20 protein-coding genes are annotated in these 25,034 nt (G+C 38.9%); 9 read left to right on the plus strand and 11 right to left on the minus strand.

The features are described from left to right. Positions 1–41: 41 nt before the first annotated feature. The 3 genes from B7E07_RS19460 to map all read right to left on the minus strand — a co-directional run bounded on the left by B7E07_RS19460 (position 42) and on the right by map (position 4,119). Positions 42–1,313, minus strand: a complete 1,272-nt coding sequence (locus B7E07_RS19460; RefSeq protein WP_080848475.1) for a S8 family peptidase — start codon at positions 1,311–1,313, stop codon at positions 42–44. Between the two features lie 614 nt (positions 1,314–1,927). Next, a complete protein-coding gene (locus B7E07_RS19465) occupies positions 1,928–2,923 on the minus strand; it encodes a zinc-binding dehydrogenase (RefSeq protein ID WP_080848476.1) in 996 nt (331 codons plus the stop codon). A gap of 452 nt (positions 2,924–3,375) precedes the next feature. Further along, the gene (gene map, locus B7E07_RS19470) at positions 3,376–4,119 is read right to left on the minus strand and encodes a type I methionyl aminopeptidase (protein WP_080848477.1); all 744 of its coding nucleotides are present in this window, start codon (positions 4,117–4,119) and stop codon (positions 3,376–3,378) included. A gap of 268 nt (positions 4,120–4,387) precedes the next feature. Here map and B7E07_RS19475 point away from each other — a divergent pair, with 268 nt between their 5' ends. The 7 genes from B7E07_RS19475 (at position 4,388) to B7E07_RS19505 (ending at position 12,875) form a co-directional block, all read left to right on the plus strand. After that, on the plus strand, positions 4,388–6,124 hold the full coding sequence (locus B7E07_RS19475) for a sensor histidine kinase (RefSeq protein WP_080848478.1): 1,737 nt from the start codon (positions 4,388–4,390) through the stop codon (positions 6,122–6,124). Further along, positions 6,125–6,853: a LytR/AlgR family response regulator transcription factor gene (locus B7E07_RS19480; protein WP_080848479.1), complete on the plus strand. Its 729-nt coding sequence runs from the start codon at positions 6,125–6,127 to the stop codon at positions 6,851–6,853. It begins immediately after the preceding gene. A 233-nt stretch (positions 6,854–7,086) separates the two neighbouring features. Next, positions 7,087–8,544: a carbon starvation CstA family protein gene (locus B7E07_RS19485; RefSeq protein ID WP_080848480.1), complete on the plus strand. Its 1,458-nt coding sequence runs from the start codon at positions 7,087–7,089 to the stop codon at positions 8,542–8,544. Between the two features lie 67 nt (positions 8,545–8,611). After that, entirely contained in the window at positions 8,612–9,529 is a 918-nt protein-coding gene (locus tag B7E07_RS19490) for a ketopantoate reductase family protein (RefSeq protein ID WP_080848481.1), read from the plus strand. A 294-nt stretch (positions 9,530–9,823) separates the two neighbouring features. Next, positions 9,824–11,089, plus strand: coding sequence for an ATP-binding protein (locus B7E07_RS19495; RefSeq protein ID WP_080848482.1), 1,266 nt, complete (start codon positions 9,824–9,826; stop codon positions 11,087–11,089). Further along, complete coding sequence (locus B7E07_RS19500) at positions 11,086–11,838, plus strand: DUF3784 domain-containing protein (RefSeq protein ID WP_257391502.1); 753 nt, start codon at positions 11,086–11,088, stop codon at positions 11,836–11,838. The genes B7E07_RS19495 and B7E07_RS19500 overlap by 4 nt, the downstream gene beginning before the upstream one ends. Positions 11,839–11,918: 80 nt before the next feature. Then, positions 11,919–12,875, plus strand: a complete 957-nt coding sequence (locus tag B7E07_RS19505) for a calcium/sodium antiporter (RefSeq protein ID WP_080848484.1) — start codon at positions 11,919–11,921, stop codon at positions 12,873–12,875. A gap of 52 nt (positions 12,876–12,927) precedes the next feature. On the opposite strand, the gene B7E07_RS19510 is transcribed toward B7E07_RS19505, so the two are convergent. From B7E07_RS19510 to B7E07_RS19530, 5 genes are all read right to left on the minus strand, one after another. Next, the gene (locus B7E07_RS19510) at positions 12,928–14,208 is read right to left on the minus strand and encodes an MFS transporter (RefSeq protein ID WP_080848485.1); all 1,281 of its coding nucleotides are present in this window, start codon (positions 14,206–14,208) and stop codon (positions 12,928–12,930) included. Next, positions 14,205–14,675: an ArsR/SmtB family transcription factor gene (locus B7E07_RS19515; protein ID WP_257391503.1), complete on the minus strand. Its 471-nt coding sequence runs from the start codon at positions 14,673–14,675 to the stop codon at positions 14,205–14,207. Before B7E07_RS19515 ends, B7E07_RS19510 begins: the two co-directional genes overlap by 4 nt. Positions 14,676–15,346: 671 nt before the next feature. Beyond that, a complete protein-coding gene (locus B7E07_RS19520) occupies positions 15,347–17,425 on the minus strand; it encodes a catalase (RefSeq protein WP_257391504.1) in 2,079 nt (692 codons plus the stop codon). A 228-nt stretch (positions 17,426–17,653) separates the two neighbouring features. Then, on the minus strand, positions 17,654–18,535 hold the full coding sequence (locus B7E07_RS19525; RefSeq protein ID WP_080848486.1) for a hypothetical protein: 882 nt from the start codon (positions 18,533–18,535) through the stop codon (positions 17,654–17,656). After that, positions 18,516–19,052 (minus strand): RNA polymerase sigma factor, encoded by a 537-nt coding sequence (locus B7E07_RS19530; RefSeq protein WP_080848487.1) that lies wholly within the window; start codon positions 19,050–19,052, stop codon positions 18,516–18,518. Before B7E07_RS19530 ends, B7E07_RS19525 begins: the two co-directional genes overlap by 20 nt. 239 nt (positions 19,053–19,291) lie before the next feature. Between B7E07_RS19530 and B7E07_RS19535 the strand changes: the two genes are divergently transcribed. Continuing rightward, positions 19,292–20,557, plus strand: a complete 1,266-nt coding sequence (locus B7E07_RS19535; RefSeq protein WP_080848488.1) for a sensor histidine kinase — start codon at positions 19,292–19,294, stop codon at positions 20,555–20,557. A 110-nt stretch (positions 20,558–20,667) separates the two neighbouring features. Here the strand turns inward: B7E07_RS19535 and B7E07_RS19540 are convergent, their stop codons facing one another. The 3 genes from B7E07_RS19540 to B7E07_RS19550 all read right to left on the minus strand — a co-directional run bounded on the left by B7E07_RS19540 (position 20,668) and on the right by B7E07_RS19550 (position 22,844). Next, complete coding sequence (locus tag B7E07_RS19540; RefSeq protein WP_080849292.1) at positions 20,668–21,138, minus strand: NUDIX domain-containing protein; 471 nt, start codon at positions 21,136–21,138, stop codon at positions 20,668–20,670. Between the two features lie 61 nt (positions 21,139–21,199). Continuing rightward, a complete protein-coding gene (locus B7E07_RS19545; RefSeq protein WP_080848489.1) occupies positions 21,200–22,147 on the minus strand; it encodes an SDR family NAD(P)-dependent oxidoreductase in 948 nt (315 codons plus the stop codon). Between the two features lie 112 nt (positions 22,148–22,259). Then, positions 22,260–22,844: a TetR/AcrR family transcriptional regulator gene (locus B7E07_RS19550; RefSeq protein ID WP_080848490.1), complete on the minus strand. Its 585-nt coding sequence runs from the start codon at positions 22,842–22,844 to the stop codon at positions 22,260–22,262. Positions 22,845–23,154: 310 nt separating this feature from the next. On the opposite strand from B7E07_RS19550, the gene B7E07_RS19555 reads away from it, so the two are divergent. Beyond that, the gene (locus B7E07_RS19555; protein WP_080848491.1) at positions 23,155–24,834 is read left to right on the plus strand and encodes a DMT family transporter; all 1,680 of its coding nucleotides are present in this window, start codon (positions 23,155–23,157) and stop codon (positions 24,832–24,834) included. Positions 24,835–25,034: the final 200 nt, after the last annotated feature.

Consider the following 25,034-nt stretch of genomic DNA (forward strand, 5'->3'; position numbering starts at 1 on the left):
TTTAATTACACTTCCAAAATAATACTCTCAGTTTATAGGAATTATCTTACGCGCGGGAAACCAAAACCTGATGCGTAATCATCTCCAGTTGCTGCACCTGTACCGCCTTTAATATCGTATTGCTTTGCACGATTTCTTAATTCTGTGCGAAGCTGTGTATGTGACCAAGAAGGATTAGAAGACCAGATTTTAGCAGCTAACCCTGCAACATGCGGAGTTGCCATTGATGTGCCGCTGATCGTATTGTAACCGCCGTTAATCCAAGTTGATTCAATGTTCGCACCAGGTGCAGAAACCTCAACATCTCTCTCTTGAATCAAAAAATCACCATCTGTATTCGGATTTCCTCTTGAAGAGAAGTTTGCAACACGGTAGGTACCGTTTTGCTGCACGTTTTCAAGAGCAGCAACAGCAACCGCGTTTGGCAAGGCTCCTGGATATCCGATTGTATTGCTTGAAGGACCGCTATTACCTGATGCAGCAACAACTAATACCCCTTTGCTGTATGCGTAGTTAACCGCGTTTGTGATCAATGTGTCCTTTCCGGCTGAACCTAAAGACATGTTAATTACTACTTTGGAGCCTGTTCTTGAAGCTTCATCTGCAACATGGCGGATGGCGCCAGCAATATCATCCGAGTAACCGCGGCCGTTATCACCAAGCACTTTATAGGCCCACAGCTTTGATTGAGGAGCAACACCATAAATGCCTAGTCCATCATGGCCTCCGTGTGCCAATACGCTTCCTGCCACATGTGTTCCATGTCCTTGTCTGTCTGTACATGATCCGTTTACAAGAGGATTCGATTGTGTAAAGTCTTTACACTGCTCAGCTGAACCTGCAAGGTCAATATGCGATGTGTAAACGCCTGTATCCAGAACAGCTACTTTAATGCCGCTTCCTCCTGATGTAGTTTGAATACTGCTATTATTGTAAATGGCCTGAATTCCCCAAGGAGTTTGATCACTAGGCACTGCATTTACATTATTGGAAAGACTATTCTGTTCCCTCTTTGTCGCTGCAGTTTCTACCTTTACCTCTTGAACAAGTTCTACTTTAATATTTTTATTGTTCTGCAGGGCTTGAAATTGTTTTGCATTTACTGTTGTAGTGAATCCATCATTGCCAAAATTCCAACGGGGTTCATGCTGCGACTGCAGACTTGCTTTTGCTGAAGAAGATCCTTGAATTAACACACGATAGGTTTCTTTCGCTTCTGCTGCAGAATCCTCCTTTGCAAATGCATTTCCTGCGAAAATAGATACCCCCATTGTCAAACTAAGTAACACGGCACCAAGCTTTCTTTTTTTCATCCTTTTTCTCCTCTCCATTTTTTTATTTGTGTTTCATGGATGTGACCTCAGTATAGTGAAATTTACCAAAATAAAACATATGTCAATCTATTTAACATTTACACTGTGAAAATCACGTGAAGTTTCATAGATATAAAAAAGTAACAGGAAAAAGGGATTAATTCATATTGATTTAGTGGGTTATTGGAGGAAAAACGCTAACGCATATGCTGTAAAGCTGCAAAGAATATAACCAAAAAAGAGGGCATTTGGTTGGATGAATAGTGTGTAATTACACAGGAACCAATCATGTCCAATATATACCAAAAGGGAAAGTGTAACTTTTTTCAGACACCTATATTTGCACATACTTTTTTCAGGGTTATTGTTTACATCCCTTTTTAACCAGGTGTACTTCCTGCTGCTTGTTAATTAATTTCCTTGTATTCTGGCGCACGCCAGTTGGGGGATTGAACGATAAATCGGGGAAATAGACCGAATAGGTTCTTGAATTGAACGAAACACTCTACAAATTGATCGAATACACTGGGAAATAGATCGAAAAACAGTGTTTTAACAAAAAAAAGATAGAATAGCACTCAGCTATTCTACCTTTCTAATTTTACAACTACTCGTTATTCACTAATCCGAAAAGCAATTTTACCGAGTTGTTTTGCCTCTTCAAGTCTTGTAAAGGCTGTCTCATATTGATCTAATGAGTAAACTTCATCAAGAACGGGTTTAATATTATGTTTATCAATGAATGAAAGCATATCTGCATACTCCTCAGCACTTCCCATCGTGGACCCAAGCAAATTAAACTGCCCATAGAAAAACTCCCGCAAATTAAATTGGAATGTATCGCCTGTTGAAGAACCAAATGTTACAATCGTTCCCCCTTTGCGCAGTAATGCCATAGACTGATTAAAGGTAGCAGCACCTACAGATTCAATAATTAAATCCATCCCAATGTCACCAAGTGCCTGTTGCCAGTCTTCATTGCTGTCCACGGCTTGTTTTGCTCCTAATTTCAACGCAGCATCGCGCTTTTCAGATGAACGAGAGCTCACATACACTTCAGCCCCCGCTGCAACAGCAAACTGCAGCAAAAAGGTAGCCACTCCGCCGCCAATCCCTGGGATAAATACCTTCATTCCCTCTTTTAGCTTTCCTCTAGTAAACAAGGCACGGTACGCTGTTATGCCGGCAAGTGATGTGACGCCTGCATCCTCCCATGTTAAGAAGCCTGGCTTAGCAACTGTATTTTCTGCCGGAATGGTAATATACTCGGCAAAAGTGCCGTGATAAGGCAATCCCACGATCTCGAAACCAGCTGGCGGTGCATCACTGTTCTCTCTCCAGCCAAGGCCTGGATTAATCATGACTTCTTTGCCAATCAGGGATGATTCGACCCCTTCTCCTACAGCATCAATGATTCCAGCACCATCAGATCCGATCACAAGGGCTGGATCAGCAGAATTATGGCGGTGAAGAACAAATAAATCACGATGATTTAGTCCAGCTGCCATAAGCTTTACTCTTACTTCTCCTTGAGCAGGTTCCGGTTTATCTAATTCCCTATACGAAAGGCCTTCCATTCCATTTGTGCCTTCATGTGCTAACGCTCTCATTTCTACCACTCCTTATTCAAATTCCTAGTTCCATACTACAAGGAAAAGTACTTAATGATCAACAATCTGACTTTTTATTTTTCGATTAGTGGAAATTCACAAAACCTTTCAGGCAAATAAAATAGAGGCTGGGACAAAACGAAATTAATCTTTCTAAAACACGAATGTTCACTATCTTGGTTTGGGTGTTTAAACAAGTCCGTTCCACCTGCGCTCCAGACCCTCGCTTTCCGTGGGGAGGAAGCTGAGCCTCCTCGAAGCAAAGCTTCTGTGGGATCTCACCTTTTCCTCTATTGCCCACAGGAGTCGAGGGTCCTCCGCTCCATTTCACTCATGTTAATAAAATATATTTTATAATCATAAATAAAAAACCGAATGATTAGAAAGATAACTTCCTAACCATTCGGTTCTATGAGTGTATTAAATACTTATGTCCCAGCCTCTATTGCTAATTATAACGTTAAAATAATAGGCTGATCTTTAGTAATGACAACCGTGTGCTCACATTGTGCAACAAAACTTTTATTTGGAGTCACAAATGTCCAGCCGTCGCTAAGTTCGATCACCTGTTCATCTCCCGAAGATACGAAAGGTTCGAAAGCAACAACCATGCCTTCTTTTAAAAGCTGGTTATCCCAAGGTTCAAAGTAGTTAAGGATATGATCAGGAGCTTCATGGAGCGAACGGCCAACTCCATGACCTGTGAGGTTCATTATAACCGTATAGCCATTGTTTTTTGCTGTATTGTGAACAGTTTTTCCAACTTGGCTAAGCTTTGAGCCTGCTTTTAATTTTTTTAGACCCTCATCGAAAGCCTTTTGAGCTGTTTCACATAAATGCGTTAATTTTTCGTTTTGCCCGCCAACAACAAATGAACGCCCCGTATCTGCAAAATAGCCATTTTTTGAACCTGAAACATCGATGTTGACTAAATCTCCATCTTGGATGACCCGGCTGCCAGGAATTCCATGAGCCACTTCTTCATTCACACTAATGCATGTAAAGCCGGGAAAGTCGTATTCCCCTTTTGGCCCTGAGATCGCACCGCTTTGTTCAAATAATTCTCCTGCGTAATCATCAAGTTCTTTTGTTGTTACACCCGGCTTAGTCATATCAATCATTTTATCTCGAATGTCCGCAACAATGCGGCCAATCTCCTTAAGTGCTGTTAAATCTTCTTCCGTTTTAATAATCATTTTGCATCCTACCTTTTTAGAATTTGTATCATTATTATAGTCTATTTTGCCAGTGAGTAGTAATGAATGAACTTATACAATCAAAGAGATGGTTAGTGTCAGTCCACAGATTAGGCAGACATAAGCTATTTCCGTTCCTGAAAATTATTTTACCATCGGTTTTGTTCTGTGGAGAATCCTATTCTTGAATCATGTTAATATGTAATATAATGTATGATATTCAACCAGTATAAGAAGATGCACATTACTTTTCAAGAGGAGGCTTTTCATGTTTGAGCTCCTGATTACGATGGTTGAGCGCCTTGGGATCATTGTTACGATTGCTTTTATTTTAACAAGGTTTAGATTTTTTCGAGACATGATTCATCAGGAACAGCTAAATAAACAGCAGCAATATAAAGCAATTATTTTTTTCGGATTCTTTGGGATTATCGGCACATATTCTGGAATGACGTTAGATACAGGCACACAGCAATTTGACCGCTGGGCGGCAGAGCTTACATCTGATGAAGCAATTGCCAATTCACGTGTGGTTGGGGTTGTTTTAGCAGGTTTGCTCGGTGGATATAAGGTTGGAATTGGTGCGGGAATCATAGCAGGTCTCCATCGTTTTACACTAGGCGGATTTACGGCAATTGCCTGTGGTCTGGCTGCCATGTTAGCCGGGATCATTGCGGGTTTCTTCCACAAGAAGGACCGGCATGTAAAGCTTCCTGCATCATTTTTGATTGGTGCATTGGCTGAGACTGCACAAATGCTGATTATCCTCTTAGTGGCCAAACCATTCGATAAGGCTTTAACGCTTGTAGAAATCATTGGCCTTCCGATGATTTTAGCCAATGGCCTCGGCTCTGCTCTCTTCTTATTAATCATTAAAAATGTTATAAATGAAGAAGAAAAGGCAGGTGCCTCACAAGCCCAAAGAGCTCTTCGTATTGCAGACCAGACACTCGCATATTTGCGAAAAGGGATGAATACAGAATCCGCAACAGCAGTTTGTCAAATCTTACATACAGAAATACAATCGAGTGCTGTCGCTATCACAAATACGACAGAAATTCTCGCTCATTTGGGACTTGGAGACGATCATCATAAAGCGAACAGCACGATCCAGACCCAGATCACTCGGGATGTTATTCATAATGGAGAACTCGTTATTGCTAAGGATGATACAATTCATTGCCGCAATCAGGACTGCCCGCTTGGAGCAGCAGTAATTGCCCCTTTAAAACAGCGGGGAGAAACAATTGGCACACTAAAGTTTTACTTCAGCTCAGAAAAAGAAATTACCAATCTATCCATTGAACTGATTACAGGGTTGAGCCTGCTTTTAAGCAACCAGCTTGAAATTGCTCAAGCAGAAAAAGCTTATCAGCTGGCACAGGAGGCAGAAATAAAGGCATTGCAAGCACAAATTAGTCCGCACTTCTTATTTAATACATTGAATACCATTATTTCTTTAACCAGGATTGATCCAGATAAAGCACGCAGCCTGCTCGTATCACTTTCTCATTTTCTCAGAAAAAACTTAACGGCCACGACCGTAACAATGACCACCTTAGAGCAGGAACTAAAGCATACAAAGGCTTATTTGGCCATTGAAGAAACCCGATTTTTCCATAAACTTTCGGTAGAGTATGATATTGATGAGGAAGTGCTTATGGAAAAAATCCCTCCGTTAACTCTGCAGCCTATTGTAGAGAATGCCATTAAGCACGGAATTAAGGATAAAGAAGAAAATTGTGTTATTTCTGTCTCCATCAAGCGTGATCGTGATGCTGTGGTCGTGACGGTTACAGACAATGGAAATGGTATGCCTGAAGAAAGAATCAAAGAACTTGGTCTTAAAACAGTGCAGTCGCAGGCAGGGTCGGGACTTGCATTGTATAATGTGAATCGCCGCCTCACCATGATGTTCGGTAAACAATCAGCTTTACAAATACATTCCAAAGTGAATGAAGGAACGAAGATTCATTTTTTATTAAATAAGTTGGAGGAATCTTAATTGGAAAAGCAAATTTCCGTGTTGATTACTGATGATGAGCATTATAGCCGTGAAGAGCTAAAGCATCTCCTCTCCTCCTTTCCGTCCTTAAATGTGATTGGAGAAGCAGAGTCCGGAGAAGCTGCTGTGATGAAGACCGTTCAGCTCCAGCCTGATGTTGTTTTCCTAGATGTGGAAATGCCTAAGATGAATGGAATGGAAGCAGCCAAAATCTTAATGGAACTGAAAAAAAAGCCTTTGATTATTTTTGCAACCGCTTATCCTCAATTCGCGGCTGAAGCATTTCGCTACGAAGCAACCGACTATTTACTCAAACCCTACGATGAGGAGCAGCTTGCCGAAACCATCGGGAGGATTTCTAAGCTGTTAAGTGTGAATGAGAGCACTCAGCTGCGCCCAGCAGGAAAGCTCGCCGTCGAAGAGGATGGAGAAATCTTATATGTCGATCCAGTCGATATCTTATATGTATACCGTGATGATAAAGTGACAAAAATCATTTCCAAGCAAGGATCCTATGATTCGAAATTGCCTTTAAAAGATTTAGAGTATCGCCTTTCATCCTATAATTTCTTCCGCATTCATAAGAGCTATATCGTTAATCTCGATTATGTTACCAAGCTTAGTCCATGGTTTAACGGAGCCTATCAGATGGAAATGGAAGGAAGCAGTGATAAATTATCGGTCAGCAGAAATTATGTAAAAGCACTTCGCGCAAAATTAGAAATTTAAATATAGAGAGAAAAGGTGAGTACATCCTTGCTCAACTCACCTTTTCTCTCCTTTTCTTATAAGGCCTACTAAGCTCTTAACAGAGCACCTACCCACTTATCAATAAATAATTGCATCTTAGAAAGCCTTTTCAACATATTAACCTCTTAAACTTACATCTTAGTCACAAAATGTTCATAATTCCCTCTTAATCTTCTATACTTATTGTAAACGCATACAAGGGGGATTTATATATGATTACTTTTCTTGCCTCTATCGCACTTTTAATTATCGGATATTTTACTTACGGTAAGTATGTAGAAAAAGTATTCGGCGTTAAAACGGCGAGAGCAACTCCAGCATACACCCATTCTGACGGAGTTGATTATCTGCCAATGAGCACTCCGAAAAACTCATTAATCCAGCTATTAAATATTGCTGGTACGGGGCCAATTTTCGGGCCAATCATGGGAGCGCTTTACGGTCCCGTTGCTTTCATTTGGATAGTTATTGGCTGTATTTTTGCCGGTGCTGTTCATGATTATTTAACAGGAATGATCTCTATCCGCAACCGCGGAGCCCATTTACCAGAGCTTGCGAGCAAGTTTCTTGGCAAAGTGATGAAGCACGTTGTTAACGCATTTGCAGTCCTTCTTCTTTTACTTGTCGGAACTGTTTTCGTTTCTACACCAGCAGACCTGTTATATGTGCTTTCAGACGGAAGTGTTGCTTTATGGATTATTATTGCAGCTATTTTCTTATACTATATTTTGGCTACTTTACTGCCAGTGGATAAAATTATCGGCCGCTTATACCCTTATTTCGGAGCACTTCTCATTATTAGTGCACTAGGAGTAGGAATTGGTCTAATTGTAACAGGTGCAAAAATTCCTGAGATTTCATTGTCAAATTTCCACCCTGACAATTTACCAATCTTCCCGCTTATTTTCTTTACGATTACTTGCGGTGCTTTATCTGGATTCCATGCAACACAAACACCAATCATCTCTAGAACAACTCAAAAAGAACACCAGGGTCGTAAAATTTTCTACGGTATGATGATTGCTGAAGGTATTATTGCGATGATCTGGGCAGCAGCTGCGATGAGTATGTTTGATGGTTATAACGGTTTAAGTGACATGCTTGCAAACGGTGGTCCTGGTGCTGTTGTTTCAGAAGTTTCTACTACACTTCTAGGCGCAATCGGCGGTACACTTGCCATTTTAGGAGTTGTTGTTTTACCAATTACTTCTGGAGACACAGCTTTTAGAAGTGCACGTATGATTATTGCTGAATATATCAACATGGCTCAAAAGAAGATTTCTTCTCGCCTGTGGATTGCTCTTCCGCTTTTTGCAATCTCAGTTGTTCTGACTCAAATTGATTTTAACATCTTATGGAGATACTTCAGCTGGGCTAACCAAGCGACAGCGGTTATTGCATTATTTGTAGGAGCTATGTATTTATATATCGCTAAGAAAAATTACTGGATATCATTAATACCAGGAACATTTATGCTTGTGATGGTTTGGACCTATATTTTAAATGCTCAAATCGGATTTAATCTTCCAATGAATATTTCTTGGATTGTTTCTGGCATAGCGTCTGCCCTATTGGTTGTGTTATTCTTTAGAGCAGCGAAAAAAGCGCGAGCCAATAATCTTCCACTTGAGATTGACATCTCGGATTACAATAAAAATATCGCATCATAAAAATTGCTTTGGAAGAAGGGCACGTGCAGAAAGCATGTGCTCTTTACCTTTTAAGGAGGAATTCAAATTGAGAATTTTAGTTGTTGGCGCAGGGGCGATCGGCGGATATTTCGGCGGCAGACTTGCTGAAAAAGGCGAGGATGTAACATTTTTAGTAAGAGATAAAAGAAAGAAATTTCTTGAGCAGCATGGGCTTTCAATTGAAAGTGTGAATGGCAGTATTGAACTTGCTCCTAAAATGATTTTAAGCGGAGAGAAGGCGGATCCATTTGATGTCATTTTGCTTTCTGTAAAATCCTATCACCTCGATCAGGCAGTCACAAGTATGAAACCTTATGTTGGAGATCATACATATATTCTTCCTCTCCTAAATGGGATTGCTCATCTAGATGTATTGCAGGATGTTTTTGGCAAAGAAAAGGTCCTAGGCGGGTTATGCTTTATTGAAACCACCATCGGCGAATCCGGAAATATTGTTCAAATGAGTCCTCTTCACGAGCTCGTATTTGGAGCACTGCCTTCAACGGATCAGGAGAACTTGCCCCAATTGAAAGAAGCTTTGTCGGGTACAAAGGCAGATATACGATTCTCAGATTCTATTGAACAGGAGATGTGGCACAAATATGTATTTATCTCTGCCCTCTCTGGAGTCACTTCTCTCTTTCGATCACCAATTGGGCCGATTCGAGATGATCTGAACGGCCAAGCCGCCATTCAGTCTGTTGTAGATGAAGTCGTATCGATTGCTGAAAGGCTCAATGCTCCAGTAGCAGACAATATCAAAGAGATCGTTTTAAACAAACTTCATATACTTGGACATTCAATGAAGTCATCACTGCAGCGTGATATGGAAAAGAACCTTCCAACTGAAGGAGACCATTTCTTTGAGTATTTGCTCTCTCATACAGAGCATACACAAATGCCAACACCTCTTCTTTCAACGATACTTGCTAATATTACAATATATGAAAGAACTCTTTCTTAATATAACGCTGAGACTTCACTGTTTCAGCCAATAATCAGTCCGGACGATTAGAGGATTTTCCATACATCTTCTTTCTAATCGTTCGGATTTTAATTTTCCACTTTGGATCCATTCGAAATAAAGAAAAGGATGTGACCATTCATCCTTAACCGTCCTCCCTTTGAAAAATAGTGTTAGTTCAATGAATAAATGAAAATTTTTGTAAGTTTTCTTTACTTCACGATGGAACTCCCTTTATAATTTTGATAGCCTATTATTGATTCATTTTGCAGTTTGTTTTTTTGGAGGATTCTATTGCTTACACTAATTAAACCGCTTCTCGTGAATATAACCATCCTATTATCCTTTACCTTTAATGCAAATCTGTTTTTTCCTTTCCAATCCAAAACAATTATGACCATAAAACAGAAAGTCATCTACGGTCTAATCGGCTCTTTTGGAGCACTCGTTTGTATGATGTATCCTATAGAAACATTAGGAGAAACACATTTTGACTTTAGAATGATCGCAATCATGATTACTGTCTTATATGCTGGGATTTTATCAGGCTCAATCGTTTTAGTCAGTGTTCTTGTGTTCCGTACTATTGTCGGAGGCGATTTTCTTTTCATTGGTTTACTTGTTTCGTTTCTTCCTTTTCTCATTGCAGCTGTGTTTAGAGCAATTATTTTAAGAAAGGCACAGCATCGCAGACTAATCGGCACTTTAATGGTGTGTACTTACATGGTGATTTATATTCTAATTATTTCTTTCTATATTGAAAATCTCCAATTCTCATTTTATGCTGTTTATTTCTTCGCCTTATTTTGCACCATTATGGCGCTGTTTTATATTATTGAACGCCTCTTTGCTGCGAATAAACAAATAGATGAAATGGTTTATGTTGATAAATTAAATATGGTAGGACAGCTTGCGGCCTCCATCGCTCATGAAATTCGCAACCCTCTATCAACTGTCAGAGGCTTTATCCAATTTATGAGCAAGGATACTCAAGATGAGAATCTAAAAAAATACTCTCCCCTGATTTTGGATGAACTTGACAGGACGAACGCAATCATAACAAACTATTTGCAGGCAGCAAAACCAGAAAAATTTCAGCAAACCGATATTCCCATCCATACGGTTATTGAAGAAAGTGTAGAACTGTTTAAACCGCTTGCAGCGTTTGAAAATGTAGTGATTGATTATCAGTATCCAGGCAGCTTTTATGTACGGGGGGATGCACATTATTTTAAGCAAGCATTTATGAATATTATTAAAAATTCTATTGAATCTATTGAGCACTCTGGCATGATCCATGTAAAGCTTATCGGTGATTATACAAATCGTCAGCTAAAAATCGTTATAAATGATAATGGTAAAGGAATGTCAGCAGAGCAGCTGAAACTGATTGGACTTCCATTCTACACAACAAAAACAAAGGGAACTGGTCTTGGCAGCATGGTCACCAATAAAATCATCCGTGAAATGAATGGAAGAATTGAATACAGAAGTGAGCTGCAAAAAGGGACAGAAGTGACCATCATTCTCCCCTTGCTTATACTAAATAACAACGGTTGACCGGTAGAATGGGAGGGGATTTAAGATTGATTGGTTTAGTCGTAACTTTAATCATTATGATCATGATCTTTAGTCTTCTTGGGTGGGCAATTCGGTATAAACAAGCATACTTTCTATTATCGGGATTTGCCACTATGACCGAGGACGAGCAAAAAGAATATTTGCAAAATGGATACCCGCAAAAAGCAGGAGGCATGCTGATCATTACAGCAATTGGAACACTGCTGCTATTACCTTTGCTCTTTACTTCATTCACGTATGCAGGTGAAACTCTTTTTGGCTGCATTTTGCTCTTTTTGTTTGGAGGATTTATTTATCTGTCAAAATATGAACTTAAGCATAAACGGAAAAAAAGCTATATTATTAGTATCTCCTTATTTGTTATAGTTGTTGGTGGAGTTAGCGCATTAATGATTTTCACTTACCAGGATTATGAAGTAACCGTGGAGAATGATCAGCTCGAAATTACCGGGATGTATGGACAGCAATGGCCAATTGATGAGCTGGAATCAGTGGAGCTGCTGGATGAAATGCCTGAAATTACATTAAAAACAAACGGTGTTGGCGTTGGAACATTAGCAAAAGGGAATTTCAATGTAAAAGAATACGGAAATAGTTTGCTATTTATTCATAATGATCGCGTGCCTGTTATTTTGATTGAAACAAATGATAAACCTATATTTTTGAATAATAAGGCACCCGCAATTACACAAAAATGGTTTGAAGAGCTCCGCCTGCTCATACAATAAAGATGCAGTGTTTTCACGGATATTTTTTTGGGAATGATATAGTTATCAATAGAACAAGAATATTGGGAGGATCATAATACATGTCTTACATACTGTTAATCGCAGGCTTTGCTCTTTTAATTTTTGGAGCTAACTTCTTTGTTGATGGGGCTTCAAAAATTGCAGGTTTCCTGAGAATATCTCCTCTTTTAATCGGTTTAACCATCGTTGCTTTTGGCACGAGTTCCCCTGAGGCAACCGTTAGTATACTGGCAGCTTTAGATAATAGCGCTGATGTCGCGATTGGAAACGTGGTTGGAAGCAATATCTTTAATATCACTCTTGTTGTTGGATTAACAGCAGTAATCTTTCCTTTACAAGTTGAAAGTACAACAATAAGAAAAGAAATCCCATTCACCCTGCTGGCAAGTACTGCCTTATTCATTTTTATAAGCGATATACTCCTTGACGGAGGTTCGGCTAATGTCATAACAAGAAGTGACGGTTTCATTCTTTTGCTCTTCTTTGCCGTTTTTCTCTACTATTTATTTGAAGTGGCCAGAAAAAATAGAACAGAAGCACCTGCGGATCACGTTAAACCAACTACTGCTGTATGGGTAAAGCAAATTGTATTCACTTTGCTGGGTCTTGCTGCGATTATCTTTGGCGGAGATCTGGTGGTCAGCAGCAGCACTGAAATTGCTTATTCCTTAGGCATGAGTGAAACCTTAGTCGGGTTAACCATTGTTGCTATTGGTACTTCCCTTCCTGAGCTAGTTACTTCTATTACCGCTGCAATTAAGAAAGAAAGTGAAATTGCATTAGGAAATATTGTGGGCAGTAATATTTTTAATATTTTATTTGTGCTTGGTACTTCTGCTGCAATAGCTCCTTTACCGGCAGATCCAAAGATTTTCATTGATATTACGATTATGATTTTGCTGACAATCGTCCTGCTTATTTTCTCCCGCTCCCACTATAAGGTTGGAAAATTTGAAGGAATTGTATTGGCTGCAGCCTATGTTGTTTATATTGTTTATATAATAGGAAGAAATTAAAGAAAAGAGCCGGTACCGTTTATTCGACCGGCTCTTTTTTGCACACTATTCCTTAAGCTTCTGCACTTAGAACGGGGTTAGTCTTTTCATCTAAATCCCTTAAGTGGTTGATCAGAGTACGTTTCCAAAGATGATAACAAAGCATCAGAAAAATACTCAAACCACATATAGCCAATAATATCCAAACAGGCACACTCTCGAGCAATGCTCCAAATATGATATAGCCTAACGGTGTCATGGCACTGGCACCCATCTCCATAATGGACATTACTCTTCCTCTAAACGCGTCTGGTGTACTCTTTTGCAATAAGACCATTACAGGCATATTAATGAGCATAACAAAGCTCGACAGCAGAAGCACCATCAAGATTAAGTAAATAAACACGACGTTATTGGAGATCTCAGTTAACCCTGGCATACTAGGAAGACCCAGCAATATTAATACCAGTGATAATGAAATCATTCCGCCAAAAATGGCATTCTCTTTCTTTTTGATCTCTGGTCTTGAGGATAAGTATATGGCCATAATTAGCATTCCAACAGAAAGGGACCCTTCAATGATGCCTAGCTGAAAAGGCTCCATCCCCTTAACTGTCAGCACTAAATATGGCATCGCAACTGGGAAAATAGCAAACCAGAAGTTAATCCATATACAAACTAGGATTAGATTAAAGATAAATGGCTGATTTTTCACATAAACAAAGCCTGTTTTTATATCTTTAAAGAAATTGCTAGGTTCATTTCCTTCTTTTTTCTCAGAGAACAGATGATAGTTAATCAGAATACTGGCAATTCCAGATATCGTGAAAGCAACAATGTTAATCATCATAAAAAAGGGAAGCTTCATAAAACTGAATAAAACTCCTCCTAATACGGGACCTAAAATAGTCGCCATTGATGCTGCTGCTTGGTTGAGAGACATGGCCTTTTGTAAATGATCTGAACCAATCATATTGTAGATGGATGAGGTCACTGCAGTAGAGTAAAATGTGTTGAGGGTACTTAACACAGCTGTTGCCGTATAAAGAAGCCAAATTTCAGGAAATACAAAATGAAATAGAAGTAAAATGATCGTTAGCCAAATGGCACAAGCAAAGTCTGAAATAACAATGATCTTCTTGCGGTCCAGTCTGTCACTGAGCGCTCCAGCCACCGGAGCCAGAAGAATACGCGGGAGAACACTCAGCATTAATGTAATCGCAAAATTTAAGCTTGATCCTGTTTCAGCAAGGATGTATAAACCAATCGCAAACCCATAAAGAGAAGATCCTAAAACTGCAATCATCTTTCCAGAGACAAAAAGGATTAGATTCTTTTTGACTGCCCCATTCATTCTTTTTCCTCCTCAGTCATTTCCTCGACCCTAAAATCAAAAACATACGGTTTTCTGCCTTCACGCTCTTTAACCGTCATTTTAATGTACTTCATAATTAATGCATCAATATCATCATCAAATGCTTGTTTCTCCTCCTCTGTTAAGGACAAATTCGTTCTGCTCGTTCCTTTTTTTACATCTGAAATCTCCACCCCTTTTAACATAAAGTGAGTGGCTTTAGAACGATAATACTTTTCCACAATTCCCCGGTTTTCTTTTGTTTCTGTCATTTCTAGAATGCCGCCATTGTATAGCTGCTGTATATGGTAATGAATACTGCCTGGCGTTTTCCCCATTTCATCTGCCACTTGCTTTGCTGTCATCTGATTTTCAGCGAGCAGGTAAATGATTTTCACACGCAAAGTGCTGGAAATAAGCTTCTGCTGTTCTAGATTGATTTCCATAGATTTTTTTTCAAATTTCATTTTTTCACATCCGCTTTTTTCTTTTATGTTGCTTATTAAAGCTTTGCCAATGAACTTTCTATAAAAACTTTACAATCGGATTTGATTGTTTATTTCAAAATTATTATATGTTCTAATTTTTTAGAATGCAATAATAAGTTAGAACAAAAATTCGACAACTCTAACTCACTCAATTAACAAGGTTCTATTTTGAGTGAGTATCGTTCTTATCTGATTTTTTCTTGCTCTTCATTTGAAGGAAGTGGTGAAATAAGCGGAGATTTTTCCCTTATTTATAGAATTGAACTATATTGGGGTGAAATAAGCGCAGATTTTACGGTTATATAGAATAAAATCACCTGTTTGCAAGATTTTTGGATAGTTAGAGGGAATTTTTCCGTCTATTTAAGCTCAATTTATGTGATTTTATGATTTAAGCGGAATTCTTCCGCCTATTTATGAGAATTTAATTCTTGAGTTTTGGAATAAATGTAACATGCCTGTTAATTGAAACAAAAGAGTGCGAGGCAGCTGCTTAGACTCCGCACATCCGCCCAGTCGGAAAGAGAATTCTAAAGTGGAAAAAGGTTTTCAAAAACAGCCCAAAAAATTGTCTACAAAAAAAACCAAATCATTAGACAGATGAATATCGACTAATGGTTTGGTTTTTTAATAGCTGTAATAATTATAGCTTACACTTTTCTATTCCAAAAACGATGTTGAGCAATAGCCTGAATAAAGGCTTTATTAAAAGTAGTCAGTTCTTCTGCGTTTGTGATGCAAACGACTCCCTCTTGCTCACATACCTTTCTAGGTTCTAGTTCAAGATCGTTTAATCCAGCTGCCTGTGCAAACTCGACACCCTCGTTTACGAATCCTATCGGTTTAAAGTGCTTATGTGCTTGTCGGAGAAAATCTATTGCTTCTCTTTCTATCTTTAGCTGATCAATACTTTCTTGACCTCCAGGAACAAAGACAGCATCATAATGAACAGAGTCCGCTGTAAGGAATGTTTGGTGAGCTTCTACTTGTTCTTCTGTTTCACTCATCAGCATCCCCTGATGTGTACTGACAATCTCAGCAAGAACACCTTCTGATTTAAAGGCTTTCATCACTTCCATTACTTCCTCAGCTCGTACACCACCGGCAGCAAGTATAGCCACTTTTCTAGTTTGCGGCCGTTTTGCTGTATTCTCCTGGCTCAATGCAGGAGAGGATGCTGTTACTTTTGATTCCTCTGCATTCTCAGGCATTGACACGCCAACAGCTTTAGCAATTTGCTCTGCCAAATACGTATCAACCTGACTGAACATATTTACAACCTGCTGCCGTACGTCTTTACTTTTCACCCTGCCGACTTCAAATTGAAAGGCTCCAATCATATGCATCTTTTCAGGCTCTGTCATACTATTCCAAAAGAGTTTTGCCTGGCTGAAATGATCCTTAAAGCTGTCGCTGCGTGCACGAATTTTTCTGCCCTCAACCTTTTCCTGATAATGTACATATCCGCCTTCTTCCTCTGTGGCAGGGCGAGGATCATTATTCTGCAGGGAATTCTTATGATAAGCTACTTGTCCCTTATTAATGGTCATCCGATTGTAGCCGTCGTATTGATTGTTATGGAATGGACAAACCGGGCGATTGATTGGCAATTCGTGAAAATTCGGACCGCCAAGACGGATTAATTGTGTGTCGGTATAAGAAAACAGTCTGCCCTGCAGCAGCGGATCATTGGAAAAATCGATTCCCGGCACTACATTACCCGGGTGAAAGGCAACCTGTTCTGTTTCTGCGAACACATTGTCCTGATTGCGATTAAGTGTCATTTTACCAATCTTCTTAACAGGAACAACTTCTTCAGGCCAAATTTTCGTCGGATCTAAGATGTCAAAGTCAAAATTGAATTCCTCTTCCTCATCAATCATTTGAACACCTAGTTCATATTCTGGAAAATCGCCTCTTTCAATGGCTTCCCATATGTCTCTTCGATGAAAATCCGGATCTTTTCCAGCTAAAGTAAGGGCTTCTTCAAAAACAAGCGAATGAACACCAAGCACCGGCTTCCAATGGAATTTCACAAAGCGTGCTCTCCCCTGTTCATTAACAAATCTGAAGGTGTGCACACCAAAGCCTTCCATCATTCGTAAACTTCTCGGTACTGCACGATCTGACATCGTCCACATGATCATATGTGCTGACTCTTGGTTATTGGCGGCAAAATCCCAAAAAGTATCATGAGCAGTAGAAGCCTGTGGCATTTCATTATGAGGCTCTGGCTTGAACGAATGTACAAGGTCAGGAAACTTGATCGCATCCTGTATGAAAAACACAGGAATATTATTGCCGACAAGATCGTAATTGCCTTCTTCTGTATAAAACTTCACCGCAAAACCTCTCGCATCACGCACGGAGTCTGCTGATCCTTTTGAGCCTGCCACTGTGGAAAAACGGACAAAGACAGGTGTTTTCACATTTGGATCCTGAAGAAAACCTGCACGTGTATATTCTGCCATTGATTCATACGGCTGAAAGAATCCGTGCGCTCCAAAACCACGGGCATGCACAACCCGCTCAGGAATACGCTCATGATCAAAATGTGTCATTTTTTCTCTAAAATGAAAGTCCTCCATTAACGTCGGACCTCTGCTGCCTGCTTTCAAGGAGTGCTCGTCCTCTGAAACCTTTACACCTTGATTGGTCGTCATATATTGGCCTTTATTATCACTGCGGAACTGCTCTAATTGTTCATCCTTGCGATTTTCATTACTCAATTGAACTGTACCTCCTATTAGCCGCCAAATATGCTGCTATGTATATTTATTTCATCACATACCCGCACATTTCTTTCAATAAACAAAAAAAGATGAGTCTGGGATAAAATAAAAAACCGAATGATGAGAATATATTTTTTCTCATCATTCGGATGTATTAATGGTTTGAACACTTATGACTCAGCCTCTTTATTTGTTAACCCTCTATTCATTTATCAAGTGTTTCTTCTATGGCCCCGCAGTTATATTTTCATAAATGAGTTTTCCTTGTTCAAAGGAGATCAATATAGTATTTTCATATCGATCTCTATAACGGACCTCTGGGCCACCATCCTTAATCAGTTCCCAGCCAATGGCATGTGCCTGCAAGTAGGTTAAATAAGAATAGTAATCTTCTACTGCTGCTCCTCTCCAGTTGTACACCTCTCTTTCATGAGTAATTTCTACAGGTTCAAGTGTGGCAGGATAATAAAAGTGATCATAACCAAATGTCACATAAATAGGTTCATCATGAACATACGGTTCTTCGTCTTCAATGGAAATCGTCGAGATCGCATGAAATATTTCAGCATATTCCGCTTTCGGGTAATCGAATGAAGCATATACTGTCTGGCTGCCAGCCTCTATAACAAAATGATATCTTTGAACAATTTCATTTTTCTTCACATGCTCAATATACATTTTTGTCGGATATGGAAAATAAGGTAATTCTTTTTCCATGAATATAGGAATCTTATTGAGAATGTCTTCTAGTTCATGAGCATTTACTCTTTTTAATACTCCAACTTGTGCATGGTCACTTTTTCTATATAGTGTGTTTTGAGTTCCTGCTGTTTCACTAATAATAGAGTCCACCTTCCATGAAAATGAGACATTCGACTTTTCAGCAGTTTGATCATACCATCCACCATTCAACAATGCATAGATAGATATACTGCATACAAAAACAGTTAAAAATGCTACTGCAAACCCCTTCCATTTTTGAGTTTTTCTTTGCACATTAGACGTTTGAAGGGATGTTGCCAGTCTTGTGCGGACAGCCTGCTTTCTTTTCTCAGAGGGCGTGATTGCTTTAAAATTATTTAATTGCTCATTCATTTTCCTGTTCAAATGAATTACCTCCTTCCTTTTCGTAATGTTTTCTTACTGCTTTCAAAGCTCTTGATAAAGTTTTACGAACTTTTGTTTCTGACCATCCCAATAGTTCAGCCATTTCTTTAGCAGAGCACTCTTGCAGTCTTCCTAATACAATTACGATTCGGTAATTCGGCTTTAATGCTTGAATATAGTTTAAAATCTGTGCCATTTCCATTTTAAGTTCTACTTCATTCTCGACACTGCTTACACCCCGTAATTCTTTGTTATCAATTAAAAGTGAATGAAGCTTCCTTCGCTTTCTTTTTCTAATTTCATCAATCACTAAATTCTTTGCGATCCCAAACAACCATGTTTTTACACTTGAACGATTCTCAAATCTTTCAAAAGCCTTAAATGCCTCTACAAATGTGTCGTGCACTATATCCTCACATTGCTGCTGATCTCCGAGCATGTAGAAGATAAAACGATACAAATCATCATAATACTGATCATACCAGTTTAATATAATCTCATCTTTCCGCGCCTCCATTACTTCCCCCCAATTAGCTCTTTTATCATAAGTCGAATGAAACTTATATTTGTGACGGTTAAAAAGAATATGCAGATATAAATTTTAATAATAAGCGGAAATTAAATAGGAAAATTGAGTCATTTTTCTCTAAATCAGCGATTTATCGACATTTATTTTATCTTTTGACGGAATATGGTGTTGTTAAATATTGAAAAACAATATAAAATTTTCTTAATACTTCAATAGGACGTGAAAAAATGGAAATAACAACTCATTTTTTCTTTAATCTCTCATTACTCATTATCGTGTTATTTTTTTCGCTGGTCATTGCCAGAAAACTAAATTACACAACTCTGCCTAAGTTTTGGGCTTTATGCTGTGTGATTGTTATGCTCATCATTTGCTTCCAGTTATCCTATAAACCTCATCCTGAACTTCATTTTGATTTACGGATTATTCCTATTGCGATCGCTGGATTATATATCGGAATTGGTCCCAGTGTGGCCGTTTGCGCTGTTGTATTACGGGGATTTTATGGGTTGGATGAAGGCTTTATTATGCACACTGTTTTATTCATCGTATTCGGGCTGACCACATGGTTCTATTATTCGCATTTTTGGAAACTCTCAGCTTCGAAAAGAATCTATTACTCTATCATAAAAACCATTATTTTCTCACTTATCACCTTATTTGCCATTGAGCTATCGATTACAGTAGAGAATCGTTTTGATATTTGGTTTGCATATTTAGTTATTCCTGCCTTGGGTGTCGGCATGATTGCCTATATAATTGAATTTGTTCTGCAGAATGAGGATATTCAGAAAAAAGTAATTCGTACCGAGAAAATGGAAGCGGTTGAACAAATGGGTGCGGCTATATCTCATGAAATTCGCAATCCACTTACAGCTGCGATGGGATTTGTGCATTTAATGAAGGAGCCAGCTATTTCGCCTAAAAAAAGAATGGAGTATTTATCCATTGTAAAAGAAGAACTTGAATCAGCAGAACGAGTGATTCAAAACTATTTAACTTTCTCTAAGCCCTCGCTTGGATATATTGAAGAAATACCTGTTAAAACAGAACTATTGAAAATTATCAATATACTAAAACCCACTGCCAATCAGAACTCTGTAGAAATCAAGACTAATTTTGCCATACTGGGTTCAATTGAGGGAGATCGGCAAAAATTTCATCAATGTTTCTTAAACGTAATAAAAAATTCAATAGAATCGATGCCTCGAGGAGGGCACATTATCATCTATACACATTATACTAAAACACATATTACTATTGAAGTTGAAGACACTGGGGTTGGCATGAGCTCAGAGCAAATAAAGCGCCTCGGGGAACCATATTATTCTACAAAGGGATCTAAAGGTACTGGACTAGGTATGATGGTTGTTTTCAGTATCGTAAAGGCCATGAAAGGCACAATAAAGGTTGAAAGCGAAATAAATCAAGGCACCACATTTACGTTTACTTTTCCTACATACAATCACTCAAGTAAGAATGAAAGGTTTTAATCACCTCACAAAGGTACCTGCATATTTTCATACATACAAAAAAGGATCCTTTTTGATGACTTGGATCCTTTTTCTGTTTTTATCCAGTTTTTAAGCTGCTAATTTCCAAGTTATATATTTAGCTGGCTTTCCTCAATGATTGGCAAACTTCTTTTCTCCCAAGCAAACTCAAGTATCTGCTCCTTAATATCAGGGTATAGGATAATATCCTTTAAATGGGCTAAATGTATCCACTTAACATCTGTTTGATTGGAATCTGGGTACTCTGGCATCTGAGCTGTTTCTCCATCTGGGATGGTACATTCAAACATCAGGCAGATGCTATGCTGCAGGCCATATTTTGATTGATTTTCCACTGGTTCATATTCGTAAACAAGAGCAAGATCACCGACTTCCACTCTAGCCGAAACCTCCTCCATAGCCTCACGCCTGACTGCTTCAATGATTGTTTCCCCAGGCTCTGCACCCCCGCCTGGTATATTATAATGAACTCCATTTTCATCTTCATATTCCACTAACAAAATCTCGTTATTTTTATTAATGATCATTGCAGCAGCTCTGACTCTAATATGACTGTTCACAGCAGGCCCCCATTTCAGCTGTATTGGTTTCTTGTCTACTGTAATCAAATGTTCCCTCTAATCACTTATTCGTTTTCTCTGCTAAATATTCCTTCGCCCATTCCAATGTTTTGCGGATCCCTTCCTTGTAGGAGGTTCTTGGAACTGGTCCCACTTCAGCTTCATACTTTTCTCCATTGAGAAGGACGGGCTTTTCCGTTAGATACATCATCTCCTTCATTTCCCGCATGAGCGGATTGAAAATTCCCAGTAAGGCAATCACCCCCGCAGATACGGACATGATCTTCTTTCTGTATTGTTCCTCTCGTAAAATGGATTCAATTTCAATTCCTGAAATAGGATGTGCAGAGGGGATATTCCAGTTTTGATTATAGGCTTTATCCTTAAGCGCAAGCTCAATAATCGCTTTTGCTCCATCGATTGTATATAAAAACTCTCTTCGTTTTTGTTTATTCCCTACATAAATAGCATTCTTATTCTGTGCAGCTCCTTTAATCGTTTCAAAAAGGATAGTATTAACCGCCAGTGGCCCATATAAATCCGGCATATGAGCAATAATCACATCTATATTGCTGCTTAATAGCCTTTTCTCCATTTCCAGTCTAATCTTTCCCTTTTTTGTATGGGGATTTTTTGCACTGCTCTCTTTAACAGGTTGATCCTGAGGGCCATAGGCGTAAATATTATCGGCAAGCACTATTTTTGCTGAATGTGTCTGTGCTGAAGTCAACATGTTTTCAATACATAGAGGATGCTGTGACTTCCAGTTTTGATACGGAAAGCTGACCGCATGAAAAAGAATTTCAGCTCCCTCTGCTGCTTCTATCATTTCTTCCTTCATAAGAGCATCCCCTGGAAAAATGGTCACCAAATGATTGTCATTAAATAACGCGCGAAGTTTTTGTTCATCTCGTGCAAAGGCAATCACCTCAATTCCTCTAGCAGTCAATTCATTTACCAGAGCATACCCTATTCCTCCAGTTGCTCCTGCTACAAGTACTCTTCTCATCTTTCCATCTCCTTTATTAACCTATGGTCAATTAATAGTGAAAATATAGAACTGAACAAAATGTCCGGTTCTATATGTCTCTTATTTGCATGCATTTCTGTTTTTCACACCTCTAGTCAGAAGCTTCACTGCCTAAGCCTCTTATAACAAACGTAACATGATTCTCAGCTGCCGCTTCAGCTTCTGAGTAGGATTGGGCATAGCCTATAAAATGTGAAACAAATCCATGTAAAGAAAGAAAAGCAGACCATACCAGATAAATGGCCGGAGGTTGATCCATCAGTTTAAATACCGCTTGAGCGAATTTTTCATAGCTTTCATTTGCAGGAGACTGCATTAACCCATCCACTCCTTCACCCTTCATCAAAAACATAAACTCATACTGATTTTGATTATTTAATCCATATTCGATAAATCTCAGGAAGAGTGTCCGAAGTTTCTGTTCCTTATGTTCTTCACTGGCCATAACCATATGAATGATCTGATTAAGTTGTGCGAAATCTTCTTCAATCATGCCATAAAAGAGCTGTTCTTTATTTTTAAAATGATAATATAGAGCTCCATGACTGCACCCTAATTCTGCAGCAATACTGCGCATAGATACTGCCCGAAATCCTTTTTCTTCAAATAAACAACGTGCTTTATTAATAATTTTATCCCGTGACAACTCATCTGCATTTATTCTTCTTGCTGACATTCTAATTCCCCTTTATTAACCAGTGGTTAATAACTAATATACACATTCGAAAAAAAAAAGACAATATTTTCTTTTTTTATCTCATAACTCCTTGTTATAAACAATATCTTTACAGTGTACAACTCCCAGCTCAATCACTCTCCTTTAACTAAAAATTGGTTAAATGAACCTCTAAATAAAAGTTCACAAAAAAATCTTGAAGTGATGATTCCCGTGTCCCTTAACAGTTCATCCTATTAGGGTGTTAATCTTTGAAACTTTTCCTCCAGTTTTGCGTAATACCTATTAGTCAATTGAAAGAAGGGATCTTATGAGTCAATTTTTATTATTTTCAATCATAGCAGGCCTTGCTGCTGCTTTAATTCTTGTGCCTTTTTCTCCCAAGGTGAAATCAGACGATAAGAAGAAAACAGTTAATATCAAGCTTTTAGGTGCTGCGGTGATCTTATTTACTGCCGGGGTATTCGCACTATATTATCTGACAAACCTAGATCGGAATTTTACTTCTCTATGGGGACTTCTGATTGTTGTTTCTGCTCTTGGTGCTCTGCTTTCCACTGGAGTAGAGCGAATGGCAAAAACAGTCCTGTTTATCGGCAGTCTCCTGTTCGGAATTTACTTGCTGACTGCTTTTGTTTTTAATGCGGATGAAAAGTACGAAATAGCTAACATGGATGAGCAAACTGAAATTGAAGCTTTTGATGAAACAGAAACACCTGCTAGCGTACCGCCTCAGTTTGCCCGAAATAAAATGAAAAAGGCTTTCGGTCAGGTTCCGAATACAAGCTACTATGAACTAGGCAACCTGCAAATTCAAAAGGTAAACGGTGAATATGTATATATTGCTCCAGTTGAATTTTCTGGTCTTTTTAAATGGCTAAATGGAGATACCACACCAGGATATTTTACGGTTAGTGCCACTGATTCAACAGCAAACCCGAAGTTTATGAAGACAGAAATGGAATATACACCATCATCCTATTTCCATAAAAATATCGAGAGACATATCCGGATGAAGCACCCTGAATATATCTTTTATGGTGATCCGCAACTTGAAATAAATGATGATGGCAAACCTTTTTATATTCGCTCATATGGTGAATTTGTATCTGCCCGAAACGGCTTTGATGTGAAAGGAATTGTAATGGTTGACCCTGCAAACGGTGATACAGAAACATACAAACTTGCAGATGTGCCAGCCTTTATCGATGGTGCTGTTTCTCCTGAAGCGGTTAGCCTGAATAATAGCTATTACGGAAACTTTATTCACGGATTTTGGAACAGCAAGTTCGGCAAATCAGATGTGAAGCTTCCTTCTGATGAAGGAACAGAAGCAAATGTCAGTCCAATCTTCGACGAAAACGGTGATATGTATTATTTCACTGATTTTACGAGTCCAAAAGAGGGCGTCGATTCAATGCTAGGCTATTCCTTAACAAACTCCCGTACTGGTGAGGCGGTGTACTACACTGGCAACCTGGAAGAATCATATATGGATTCGCAAGGGGCTCTGCAAATTATTGAAAAGAGATTTATTGAGAAGAAATGGGAAGGCAAAATGCCGATTCTATACAACTTTTACGGAGAAGCAAGCTGGCTGACACCTGTTCTTGATGCCAATGGCTTTTTACAGAATTACTTTATCGTCTCAGCAGCAAATCCCGAGATTTCTGCTTATGGCACGACACCTAATGAAGCATTAAGGTTATATAAAACAGCCCTGCAGCGCGGTGGCGGTTCTGTTGATGGCAGTTCAGAAGCAGAAGAAAAAACAGTTAGCGGTTCGGTTGTACGGGTTTACAAGGAAAAGGTAGGAGATTATACAACGATTTCCTTCCTGCTCGATAATAACAATAACTTCCTAATTTCTTCCGAAAGCAGTCCGCTTGCCATCTATTTGCAAGAAGGTGACAGTGTAGAAGTGACCTACTTGGATACAGGAGAAACCTTCCTGCCTGTAAAATCGATGACGATCGAAGGGCTGGAATAACATGAAGGGCGATTGATCTTCAGCTGAAGGTGAATTGCCCTTTTTGGTAAAACTTTTTTCATTTAATTTGAAACCTTTTCCCTCTAGATTCGTAACATAGTATGATTTCGATTGGAGATAAATAGATTTGAAACAACTGTGAATGGACAGAATCTGCTCTTCTCGTATATTGTAAAAGTATGATCTTTAAAAAAATATAA

This window comes from Cytobacillus gottheilii (assembly GCF_900166665.1).
GTDB classification, from domain to species: Bacteria; Bacillota; Bacilli; order Bacillales; family Cytobacillaceae; genus Cytobacillus; species Cytobacillus gottheilii_A.